The following is a 10,549-nucleotide window of genomic DNA, read 5'->3' on the forward strand; positions in this document are numbered from 1 at the left end:
GGGTGCGGGTCAGCTGATGCCGGCGTCGGCGCAGAGCTTGGCGTACTCGCCGGCGCAGACCTCGTCCTTGGTGACGAATCCGTCGGCGATGACGTCCTTGACGCTCTCCTTGTAGATGGCCTTCGGGGTGAGCAGGACGGCGTCCACGTCACGGCCCCCCTCCGGGTCCTTGACCGTCTGACCGGTCTCCTTCTTCTCGCCCTTGGCCAAGGCGATGGCCAGGTCGGAGGCGGCCTTCGCCTCCTCCTTGATCGCCTTGTAGACGGTCATGCACTGGTCGCCGGCGAGGATGTTCTGCAGGCCCTGCACCGTGGCGTCCTGGCCGGTCACCGGGACCTTGCCGTTGAGCTTGTTCTTCTTCAGCACCGAGATGGCCGCGTTGCCGAGGCCGTCGTTGGCCGCCAGCACCCCGTCGATCTTGCCGCCGGCCTTGGTGAGCTGCTGCTCGAAGATCGTGGCGGCCTGGGTGTTGTCCCAGTCCGGCACGGAGTCGTCGGCGACCTTGGTGTATTCCTTCGAGTCGAACTTCGGCTTGAGCACCGAGTCGTACCCGCTCTTGAACAGCGTGGCGTTGTTGTCGGTCGGCGACCCGTTCAGGTAGGCGATCGCCGGGTTCTTGGCGCCCTTGTCGGTCAGGCACTTGGCCAGGCCCTCGCCCTGCAGCTTGCCGACGGCCTCGTTGTCGAAGCTGACGTAGTACTGCGCGGAGCCGCCGAGGGTGAGGCGGTCGTAGTCGATGGTGGCGACACCCTGCGACTTGGCCTTGTCGAGGACGGCCTTGCCGGTGCCGGAGTCCAGGTTGACGATCATCAGAACGGTGACCCCGTTGGTGATCATCTGGTCCGCGATGGTCTGGAAGGCGCCCTTGTCGCCCTGCGCGTTCTGGATGTCGTAGTCGACGTTCGCGGCCTTGAACGCCTCCTCCAGGAACTTGCGGTCCGCGCCCTCCCAGCGGGCGGAGGACTTGCTGTCCGGAAGGATCACGCCGATCTTCGGCTTCTTGTCGTTGCTGCCGCCGGCCTCGTTGCTGCCGGAGTTGTCGCCGCAGGCGACCATGCTGCCAGTGGCCAGCAGGCCCACGGCGGCGAAGGTGAGGAAGCCCTTGCGCATCTGCACGGGTCCTTTCGGGTTCTTGGGGGAGAGAACATGCCGTGTTTGTTGTGCCCGGCAACGTATTCCCGCCCACCAGTCGCCCGCAAGCCCGTCGAGGTCAGAAGATTGTTGGCTGCGGTAACAATTCAGCAACGTGGTTATGTCCCACCGGACATACACCCGCAATCACCTCGGGTGACCCTCCCCTTCCCCTGCGTTGATCATGGAGTTGGCGGTGGATTTGATCGCCACTCAGGCCGCAACTTCATGATCAACCCGCCGGTTGGGGGTCAGGGATGGCTGGCGATGGGAGCGGGGGTGGCGCTGGTCAGGGTCGCCAGATCCCCGGGGGAGAGTTCCAGTTGCAGGCCACGACGGCCGGCGCTGACGAAAACCGTGCCGTGGGTCAGCGCGGAGTCGTCCAGCACGAGAGGCAGCCGCTTACGCTGGCCGAGCGGACTGATGCCACCACGGACGTAGCCGGTGGCCCGCTCGGCGACCAGCCGGTCCGCGAGCACCGACCGCTTCCCGCCGACCGCCGTCGCCAGGGCCTTCAGATCCAGCTCGCCGGTGACCGGTACGACCGCCACGGTCAACGCGCCGTCGACCGCGCAGACCAGCGTCTTGAAGACCCGTTCCGGAGCAACTCCGATGGCCGCCGCGACCAACGCGCCGTAGTTCGGCGCGTCGGCTGGCACCTGGTACGGGTGGACGCGGTGCGCGATCCTCCGCTTCGTCAGCAGCGCCGTCGCCGGAGTGGCCTGTCCCGCCATGGCGTCACGCTAACCCCGCGCTACCCGCCCGGCCACCGCCCGCCGGCGCGGGGTGGCAGACCAGCGTCGTCGGCGCGCCGGCGATCCTGGTCAGCACCAGGCTCGCCGCGTCGCCGCCGGCCAACTTCAGGTCGCGTCGCAGCTTCTCCGGCTCCAGCGCCGAGCCTCGCTTGAGGATCTCCACCCGGCCGACGTGACGCTCGCGGAGCAGGGCGCGGAGGCGCTTCAGCGAGAACGGCAGCACATCGGTGATCTCCAGGCAGCGGGCGAACGGGGTGGCGGCCGGGGTGTCCGCGTACAGGTAGGCGATGGTCGGATCGGCCAGTGTGGCGTCCAGCGCCTCGGCCAACTCGGCGACCAGGTGCGCGCGGACCACCGCCGCGTCCGGGTCGTACAGGTAACGGCGCACCGGCCCGACCGGCGCCTCGGCGTCCCCCGACCCGGTGAGGGTGTTCACCGCATCCCCGCGCAGCACGCTCGCCCGGCGGGGCACCTCGGCCAGCCGCCCGCACCAGAGCGTCGCCTCCACCAGGTCGCCGTCCACGCTGACCCACTCCGCCTCCGCGCCGGCCGGAATCAGCGCGTGATCGATGCCTGGGGCGACCTTCACCACCGGGTACGCCACCCGCTCCGTGAGGCCAGTCACGAAGTCCCAGGGCGGGGAGTAGAGGTTCGGGTCGAAGACGCGTCGCCCGGTACCGGCCCGCCGCCGCGCCGGATCGCAGAAGACACCCTCCACCCGGGACACGTCGAACCCGGTGGCGTCGCCGACCTCCACGGTGAACAGTTCGGCCAGCCCGGCGGCCTCGGCGTTCAGGGCGGCCATCGCGGCGGTGACCGGATCCGCCTCCACTCCGTACACCCGGATGCCGGCACGGGCGGCGGCGAGCGCGTCGGCACCGAGACCGCAGCCGAGGTCGGCGAGGGTGCCCACCCCGGCGGCGCGCAACCGGTCGGCCCGCCGCTGCGCGACCGGCCGGCGGGTGGCCTGTTCCAGCCCGGCCCGGGTGAGGAACATGCCGGCGGCCTCGGCGCCGAACTTTCCGACCGCCCGCCGGCGTAGCTCGGCCTGGGTGAGCGCGGCGGCGGCGAGCCCCGCCGGCACCCCGGCCGAGCGGAGCGCGGCCGCCGCGGTCAGCGGGTCGCCGCCGGCCAGCTCGGTCGCCGCGGCGAGCGCTGCCGACCCCTCGGGGGTACGCAGCGCGGCAAGCTGGTCGAGATCCACCCGGCCATTGTCTCCGCCCGGTGCGGAGCGGCTGGCGGTGGTGTCAGCGGGTGGGGGTCGCGGCGACGAAGGTTCGCCAGTTCGACGGGGCGAACGCGAGCACCGGCCCGGCCGGGTCCTTGCTGTCCCGGACGGCGACGACGCCGGGCAGGTTGGCGGCGACCTCGACGCAGGCGCCGCCGTTGGCGTTACTGCGGGAGGACTTGCGCCAGGTGGCGTGGGTCAGGTCCATGTCTTCGCCACTTCCATGATGATTCGGGTGGACTGCCCCAGCGGCAGCGCCTCGGCGTTCACAGTCTCCCAGCGCCGGCCGAGGGCGGCAATGTCGTTCGGGCTGTCCACGGTCTGCCCCCGGAGCTGGTTGTCCAGGTGGGCCAGCCCGACGCCGCCGTCGAGCCGGGCCAGGATGAACGCCCCGTGGAGCCCGATGTGCCAGGGGGCGTCGGCCGGCACGACCCGCACCTGCACGTTCGGCCCGGCGGCGACGGTCAGCAGGTGTTCCAGTTGCTCGGCCATGGCGGCCCGGTCGCCGACCTGCCGGCGCAGCGCCTGTTCCTCCAGCACGGCGACGAACTGGGGCCGCCGGTCGCCGGTCAGCACCGCCTGCCGGGCCAGCCGGGCCACCACCCGCGCCTCGACCTCGTCGGCGGTCAGCTCGCCGCCCAGGGCGAGCATCGCCCGCGCGTACGCCTCGGTCTGGAGCAGCCCGGGAATCACGGTGGGGTCGTACCAGCGCAGCGAGGTCGCCTCCCGCTCGACCTCCTCCCACGGGCGGAACCAGTCCGGCGCGGCGTGGAACCGGATCAGCTCCAGCATGGTGCCGAAGAGGTCGCCGGTGTCCAGCGCCCGGTCCAGCCGGGCCAGGTAGTCCGGGGTGACCGGGGCGTGGCCCAGCTCGACCGCGCTCACGTGCGACGACGAGTAGTTGACCAGCTTGCCCAGTTCCTCCTGGCTGAGTCCCTGCGCCTGGCGGGCCCGGCGTAGCTGGGCCCGCAGGAACGTCAGTGTCGGTATCCGGGACACCGGTCTCTCCTCTCCACGGCTTCGGCAGCGGCCACCGACCGTAGGGATCCGGCCACCCTGTGGCGAGGGCTTGTCGGCGTGTCGCGGTGACGACTGGCGGAACTGTGGCGGCCCGGCGATTCGGCCGGGGTGGGGTCGCGGTCACTCGGTCCACTCCGCTTGCGGTAGGTGGGGGTGTTGTCGCGGGCGGACACCGCGACATGCGGCGATCGGAGTGGATCAAGGTGTGGAAGCCCTGCCAACGGGGTGGGGTCCTGTCCGGCGTGACGGCGACACGAGGACGCGCGTTGGCACTCTCCTTGACGGAGTGCTAGCCGAGGAATAACCTGCGATTAGCACTCTCACCCTGAGGGTGCCAGCTTCCGGGCCTTTCGGCGCGGAGGCTGAACGCCAGGCGGACCGGCACCCGCGACGACGGCCCCGCCCGGTGGCATGTGGCAGATTGACGCTGGTCGGCCTCGCCGTCCGGCTACGAAACCAGTACCCCAGGAGGGTATGCCCGTGACTACCGCGACCAAGGTTGCGATCAAGCCGCTCGAGGACCGGATCGTGGTCCAGGCGAACGAGGCTGAGACCACCACGGCGTCGGGCATCGTGATCCCCGACACCGCCAAGGAGAAGCCGCAGGAGGGCACCGTCCTCGCTGTCGGCCCGGGCCGGATCGACGACAAGGGCAACCGCGTGCCGCTCGACGTCAAGGTCGGCGACACCGTCCTCTACTCGAAGTACGGCGGCACCGAGGTCAAGTACGCCGGCGAGGAGTACCTGGTGCTCTCCGCCCGTGACGTCCTCGCGGTCATCGAGAAGTAAGCAACCGATCAGTGTCGTTGCCCCGGTCCGGCTCGCCGGGCCGGGGCACCGTCGCGTGAAGGGACATTCATGGCGAAGATCCTGAGTTTCTCGGACGACGCCCGGCACCTGCTGGAGCACGGTGTCAACGCCCTCGCCGACGTGGTCAAGGTGACCCTCGGCCCGCGCGGGCGCAACGTCGTCCTGGACAAGAAGTTTGGCGCACCCACGATCACCAACGACGGCGTGACCATCGCCAAGGAGATCGAGCTCACCAACCCGTACGAGAATCTCGGCGCGCAGCTGGTCAAGGAGGTGGCGACCAAGACCAACGACGTCGCCGGCGACGGGACCACCACCGCGACCGTGCTGGCCCAGGCGATGGTCCGCGAGGGCCTGCGCAACGTGACCGCCGGGGCCAACCCGACCGGTCTCAAGCGGGGTATCGACGCGGCGGCCGCCAAGGTCTCCGAGGCGCTGCTCGGCCGGGCCGTCGAGGTCTCCAGCAAGGAGGCGATCGCCAACGTCGCGACGATCTCCGCGCAGGACGCCACCATCGGCGAGCTGATCGCCGAGGCGATGGAGAAGGTCGGCCGCGACGGTGTCATCACCGTCGAGGAGGGCTCCGCGCTCACCACCGAGCTCGACGTCACCGAGGGTCTCCAGTTCGACAAGGGCTTCATCTCGCCGAACTTCGTCACTGACGTGGAGGCGCAGGAGGCGGTCCTGGAGGATCCGTACATCCTCATCACCACGCAGAAGATCTCGGCGATCGAGGAGCTGCTACCGCTGCTGGAGAAGGTTCTCCAGAACAGCAAGCCGCTGCTGATCATCGCCGAGGACGTCGAGGGCCAGGCGCTGTCGACCCTGGTGGTCAACGCGATCCGCAAGACCGTCAAGGTCTGCGCGGTCAAGGCCCCCGGGTTCGGCGACCGCCGCAAGGCGATGCTCCAGGACATGGCGATCCTGACCGGTGCCGAGTTGGTCGCCCCGGAGCTGGGCTACAAGCTCGACCAGGTCGGCCTGGAGGTGCTCGGCACCGCCCGGCGGGTCGTGGTCGACAAGGAGAACACCACCGTCGTCGACGGTGGCGGTCAGGCCGCCGAGGTCGCCGACCGGGTCGCGCAGATCCGCAAGGAGATCGAGGCGTCCGACTCCGAGTGGGACCGGGAGAAGCTGGCCGAGCGGCTGGCGAAGCTCTCCGGCGGCATCGCGGTCATCAAGGTGGGCGCGGCGACCGAGGTCGAGATGAAGGAGCGCAAGCACCGCATCGAGGACGCCATCGCCGCGACCAAGGCCGCGGTCGAGGAGGGTACGGTCCCCGGTGGCGGCGCCGCCCTGGCCCAGATCCTCCCGGCGCTCGACGATGACCTGGGCCTCACCGGCGACGAGAAGGTCGGTGTGTCGATCGTGCGCAAGGCGCTGGTCGAGCCGCTGCGCTGGATCGCCCAGAACGCCGGCCACGACGGCTACGTGGTGGTGCAGAAGGTCGCCGGCAAGGAGTGGGGCCACGGCCTCGACGCCGCCACCGGCAGCTACGTCGACCTGGTGAAGTCCGGCATCATCGACCCGGTGAAGGTGACCCGCAACGCGGTCACCAACGCCGCGTCGATCGCCGGCCTGCTGCTCACCACGGAGAGCCTCGTGGTGGAGAAGCCGGCGAAGCCGGAGCCGGCCGCCGCCGGTGGGCACGGCCACGGCCACGGCCACGGCCACCAGCACGGTCCGGGTTTCTGACGACCCGACCACACGGCAGACGAAGGGCGCACCCGTCATCGCGACGGTGCGCCCTTCGGCGTCTGTCAGGGCGGGGTCCGTCCCGCCGCCGAGGTGTCTCGCAGGCGAGCGTCAAGCGGTGCCCGGCGTTGGTTACGGAACGCTGACGTGGTTGGCGCAGCACCCGGCCGGCCGATCAGACTGGGTTGATGAGCAGCACCCCTCGCGGCCTGGCCGCACTGGCCGGGATCACCGCCGCGGTGGTGGCGATCGGGGCCGCCGAGCCGGTGGCGGTCCTCACCGGTCCCCGGTCGGCGCCGCTGATCGCCGTCGGTGGGCTCGTGGTGGACGTCGTCCCCGAGCCGCTGAAGCAGTTCGCCATCGCCGTCTTCGGCCGGTACGACAAGATCGCCCTGCTGGTCGGGACGGCGCTGCTGCTGGCCGCCGCCGCCGCGTTGCTCGGGCGGGCGGCGGTACGTCGACTGTGGCTCGGCCTGGCCGGTGTCGCGGCCTTCACCATCCTCGGGGTGGCCGCCGCGCTCAGCCGGGCCGGCGCGGACGCCACCGACGCGCTGCCCGCGCTGGTCGGCGGGGGACTGGGCGCACTGACGCTCTGGGCCCTCCTGGCCGGGCCGCTGGAGATCGACCCGTGGCCGTGGACCCCACCGACGCCCCCAGCAGCCCCGGCCGCCGCCGGGCGGTCGGCCGGTCAGCTGCCGTGGGACGCCGCTGCGGGGGCGCGGCAAATCCCACGTGGCGTGGAGGCCGTCGGCGGGGTGCCGGCGGCCGGTCCGGCGGAGGCGCCCGGCGGGGCGCCGGCGGCTGGTGGCGCGCAGGACCCAGGGGGACGGGCAACGGACGGGTCGACGCCCGTGGGCGGCATCGATCCGCAGGCGCGGCGGCGGTTCCTGCGCGGTGTGGGTGTGCTGGCCGGCGCGGCAGCGGTCACCGGCGTGGGCGGGCACTGGCTCGCCGGCCGGCGTGACGTGTCGGCGGCCCGGCGGGGCGTCCGGCTGCCCGCCCCGGTCTCCCCGGCCCCGGCTGTCCCGGCCGGTGCGGACCTGTCGCTGGCGCAGCTCGCCCCGTACGTCACCCCCGGCAGCGGCTTCTACCGGATCGACACGGCCCTGGTGGTGCCGCAGGTGGACCCGGAGACCTGGCGGCTGCGCATCCACGGGCGGGTTCGTCGCCCGGTCGAGCTGAGCTACGCCGACCTGCTCGCCCGACCGATGGTCGAGCGGTACGTCACCCTGGCCTGCGTCTCCAACGAGGTGGGCGGTGACCTGATAGGCAACGCCCGCTGGTTGGGCGTACCGATCGGCGAGCTGCTGGACGAGGTCGAGCCGGAGGTGGGCGCGGACCAGGTGGTGGGGCGCTCGGTGGACGGCTGGACCTGCGGCACCCCGACCGCGGTGCTGCGCGACGGGCGGGACGCGCTGCTGGCGGTCGGCATGAACGGCGAACCGCTGCCGGTCGCGCACGGCTTCCCGGTCCGGATGGTGGTGCCCGGCCTGTACGGGTACGTCTCGGCCTGCAAGTGGGTGACCGAGCTGGAGCTGACCAGCTTCGCCGACTTCGACGCGTACTGGGTGCCCCGCGGGTGGTCGGCGCAGGGGCCGGTGAAGACCCAGTCCCGGATCGACACGCCGCGCCCACGCAACCGGTTGACCGCCGGGCCGGTCATGGTGGCCGGGGTGGCCTGGGCACAGCACCGCGGCATCGGCCGGGTGGAGGTGCGCGTCGACGACGAGCCGTGGCGGGAGGCCACGCTCGCCCCGACGGTTTCGGTGGACACCTGGGTGCAGTGGTCGTGGCGCTGGACGGCCACCCCGGGCCGGCACACCCTCCAGGTCCGGGCCACCGATGCCACCGGCGCGACCCAGACCGGGCAGGAGCAGCCGGTCGCCCCCGATGGTGCCACCGGTTGGCACACGGTGACGGTGACCGTCCGCTGAGGCACCGGGGCCCGTACATCCGGGACGTGGCGGCACCGCGTCCGAGGTGCGGGACGCGGCGCCGGCGGGTGGCGGTCGGGATCAGGCGATCTTGCGCTGCTCCGGTACGGCGGACTTGTGCGGGTGGCCCAGCCGCGCCTCCAGCCGGGCGATGTCGACCCGGGTCTGGCGGCGGTCGGCGAGGTCCTCCCAGCCGAGGGCGAGCAGGCGCAGTCGCTCGGACTCGCTGAACCCGCCCCAGACGCCGTACGGCTCACGCACGGAGAGAGCGTGCGCGGCGCACTCGGCCCGGACGGGGCAGGCCCGGCAGACCGCCTTGGCGCCGGACTCGCGGCGCAGGCGTGAGGAGCCGCGCTCGCCGTCCGGGTGGAAGAACTGGGCGCTGTCGCGGCCTCGGCACGCGCCCAGCCGCTGCCAGTCCCACAGGTCGACGATGGGTCCGGGCAGTCTACGTACGTTCGACATCAGCACCCCTCCTCCCGCGCGGCACCGCGGAAGATCCTCGTTGAACCGGCGTCCGGGTGGTGTCCGCGCAGGCGCACCGTATCCGGCCTGGCGTCTCGGTACCCGAGCTTTCCCCGGCTCACACGTGTGTGATCGAAAACCACGGCAGCTCGCGGCAAATGCCCCATATGTCGGAAAAGTTCGGAGGATTGCCGGGAACCTCCCCCCCGGCCGACCCGGCCATGGTCTGCTCTCTGCGGAGAGGAGACCACAGTGCGTAACGTTCTCGTCTGTGTACGAACACCGCTCGCCGCGCAGCAGTTGACGTCGGCCGCCACACGGCTCGGCCTGGCCGCGGTCGTGCGGACGGCCGTCTCCGACCCCGAGGTGATGCTGCGGCTCGCCGAACGCCCGGTCGACGTCGTGCTCGCCGACACCGCCCTCACCCGACCCGACAGCGCCGGGTTCGTCCGTCGGGTGCTGGCCCGCGCGCCCCAGGCCGCGGTGCTGCTGCTCGGCGCGGAGGAGTCCGACGCCGCGGCGGCCACCATCAGCGCCGGTGCCCGGGGCCTGATCCAGGGCACCGACCACGACCTGACCAGCGCGGTGGCCAAGGCCCTGCTGCTGCTCTCCGCCCCCGGTCGCACGAACCGTCACCGGGTGACCGACCCGGCGCGGGACACCGCGGCGGTCGGCGCGCCGCCCCGGCCCACCGCCGGCCGGAACCCGACCAAGCCGGGGCCCGGCTGGTCAGCCGTGGGCGACGGGCCCGGCGGCACCCCGGCCGTGGTGCCGGTGCAGCGCGGCGACGACGAGGTCGAGGCGGAAACCGCCGAGGCGGAGGCCCCGGTGCCGGCGGGTCAGCGGGGCGGACCCACCACCCGGGGCGGACGCGGCGCGGTCGGGCTGACCGAACGGGAGTTGCAGGTGCTGCTCGGCATGGCCGAGGGGAAGAGCAACGCCGAGATCGGGCGGGAGCTGTTCGTCTCCGAGGACACCGTCAAGACCCACGCCCGCCGGCTCTTCCGCAAGCTCGGCGCCCGGGACCGGGCGCACGCGGTGGCCGCCGGTTTCCGCGCCGGCCTGGTCGCCTGAGCTGTCGCGGCGCGGTCAGTCGCCGCTGGTCCCGTCGTCCTCGGCGGCCTCGGTCAGCGTGTCGTGTACGCCGTCGGCGTAGCCGCGCGCGTATTCCCAGGTGACGTAGTGGTCCGGATCCGGGTCGTACGCCGGCTCGTGCACCCGGGGCTGGCCCGAGTTCAGCAGGTGGCGCAGGTTGCCCCGGAGCAGGTCCCAGTCGAAGTAGTGCGGCTCACGGCAGTCCTCGCACTCGATGACCAGCCCGCGCACCCCGATCGGCGCCAGCAGGGCCTGGTAGATCTCCAGGTCGGCCAGATCCTCCAGCACGTCCTGGCGCTCGGCCTCGGTCAGCGGGTCGAGCTGATCCTCGTCACGCGGATCGTGCAGGCTGGCAGCCGGATCGGCCGGGTCGCCGTTGAACGGGTCGATGGGCTCGTCGTGCACCCCCTCACCGT

At 72.1% G+C, this 10,549-nt stretch carries 11 protein-coding genes; 4 read left to right on the top strand and 7 right to left on the bottom strand.

The genetic code is table 11. The annotated features are described in order from the left end of the window. Positions 1–9: 9 nt before the first annotated feature. The 5 genes from E1182_RS25475 to E1182_RS25495 form a co-directional block, all read right to left on the bottom strand. The gene (locus E1182_RS25475; RefSeq protein WP_132269831.1) at positions 10–1,110 is read right to left on the bottom strand and encodes a sugar ABC transporter substrate-binding protein; all 1,101 of its coding nucleotides are present in this window, start codon (positions 1,108–1,110) and stop codon (positions 10–12) included. A gap of 272 nt (positions 1,111–1,382) precedes the next feature. Continuing rightward, positions 1,383–1,865: a Cys-tRNA(Pro) deacylase gene (gene ybaK, locus E1182_RS25480; RefSeq protein ID WP_132269834.1), complete on the bottom strand. Its 483-nt coding sequence runs from the start codon at positions 1,863–1,865 to the stop codon at positions 1,383–1,385. A 4-nt stretch (positions 1,866–1,869) separates the two neighbouring features. Then, positions 1,870–3,090 (bottom strand): methyltransferase domain-containing protein, encoded by a 1,221-nt coding sequence (locus tag E1182_RS25485; RefSeq protein WP_132269837.1) that lies wholly within the window; start codon positions 3,088–3,090, stop codon positions 1,870–1,872. 43 nt (positions 3,091–3,133) lie between these two features. Then, on the bottom strand, positions 3,134–3,322 hold the full coding sequence (locus E1182_RS25490; protein WP_132269840.1) for a DUF397 domain-containing protein: 189 nt from the start codon (positions 3,320–3,322) through the stop codon (positions 3,134–3,136). Then, the gene (locus E1182_RS25495) at positions 3,313–4,113 is read right to left on the bottom strand and encodes a helix-turn-helix transcriptional regulator (RefSeq protein WP_243706417.1); all 801 of its coding nucleotides are present in this window, start codon (positions 4,111–4,113) and stop codon (positions 3,313–3,315) included. Before E1182_RS25495 ends, E1182_RS25490 begins: the two co-directional genes overlap by 10 nt. A 495-nt stretch (positions 4,114–4,608) precedes the next feature. On the opposite strand from E1182_RS25495, the gene groES reads away from it, so the two are divergent. From groES to E1182_RS25510, 3 genes are all read left to right on the top strand, one after another. Beyond that, positions 4,609–4,923 carry a co-chaperone GroES gene (gene groES / locus E1182_RS25500; RefSeq protein WP_089005269.1) on the top strand — a complete coding sequence of 105 codons (315 nt, stop codon included), beginning with the start codon at positions 4,609–4,611 and terminating at the stop codon, positions 4,921–4,923. A gap of 69 nt (positions 4,924–4,992) precedes the next feature. Next, positions 4,993–6,639 (top strand): chaperonin GroEL, encoded by a 1,647-nt coding sequence (gene groL, locus E1182_RS25505; protein ID WP_132269842.1) that lies wholly within the window; start codon positions 4,993–4,995, stop codon positions 6,637–6,639. 188 nt (positions 6,640–6,827) lie between these two features. Beyond that, complete coding sequence (locus E1182_RS25510) at positions 6,828–8,573, top strand: molybdopterin-dependent oxidoreductase (RefSeq protein WP_132269844.1); 1,746 nt, start codon at positions 6,828–6,830, stop codon at positions 8,571–8,573. A gap of 81 nt (positions 8,574–8,654) precedes the next feature. Here the strand turns inward: E1182_RS25510 and E1182_RS25515 are convergent, their stop codons facing one another. After that, complete coding sequence (locus E1182_RS25515) at positions 8,655–9,038, bottom strand: WhiB family transcriptional regulator (RefSeq protein WP_132269847.1); 384 nt, start codon at positions 9,036–9,038, stop codon at positions 8,655–8,657. A 252-nt stretch (positions 9,039–9,290) separates the two neighbouring features. Here E1182_RS25515 and E1182_RS25520 point away from each other — a divergent pair, with 252 nt between their 5' ends. Further along, positions 9,291–10,112 (top strand): helix-turn-helix transcriptional regulator, encoded by an 822-nt coding sequence (locus tag E1182_RS25520; RefSeq protein ID WP_132269849.1) that lies wholly within the window; start codon positions 9,291–9,293, stop codon positions 10,110–10,112. A 15-nt stretch (positions 10,113–10,127) separates the two neighbouring features. Here the strand turns inward: E1182_RS25520 and E1182_RS25525 are convergent, their stop codons facing one another. Next, a complete protein-coding gene (locus tag E1182_RS25525) occupies positions 10,128–10,538 on the bottom strand; it encodes a DUF5319 domain-containing protein (RefSeq protein WP_132269851.1) in 411 nt (136 codons plus the stop codon). Positions 10,539–10,549: the final 11 nt, after the last annotated feature.

The sequence above is a fragment of the Micromonospora sp. KC721 genome, from assembly GCF_004348355.1.
In the GTDB taxonomy this organism is placed as follows: domain Bacteria; phylum Actinomycetota; class Actinomycetes; order Mycobacteriales; family Micromonosporaceae; genus Micromonospora.

Coding starts and splice junctions, on each gene's coding strand:
- groL (WP_132269842.1), top strand. CDS start 4,993: ATGGCGAAGATCCTGAGTTTCTCGGACGACGCCCGGCACCTGCTGGAG.
- E1182_RS25490 (WP_132269840.1), bottom strand. CDS start 3,322: ATGGACCTGACCCACGCCACCTGGCGCAAGTCCTCCCGCAGTAACGCC.
- groES (WP_089005269.1), top strand. CDS start 4,609: ATGCCCGTGACTACCGCGACCAAGGTTGCGATCAAGCCGCTCGAGGAC.
- E1182_RS25475 (WP_132269831.1), bottom strand. CDS start 1,110: ATGCGCAAGGGCTTCCTCACCTTCGCCGCCGTGGGCCTGCTGGCCACT.
- E1182_RS25515 (WP_132269847.1), bottom strand. CDS start 9,038: ATGTCGAACGTACGTAGACTGCCCGGACCCATCGTCGACCTGTGGGAC.
- E1182_RS25510 (WP_132269844.1), top strand. CDS start 6,828: ATGAGCAGCACCCCTCGCGGCCTGGCCGCACTGGCCGGGATCACCGCC.
- ybaK (WP_132269834.1), bottom strand. CDS start 1,865: ATGGCGGGACAGGCCACTCCGGCGACGGCGCTGCTGACGAAGCGGAGG.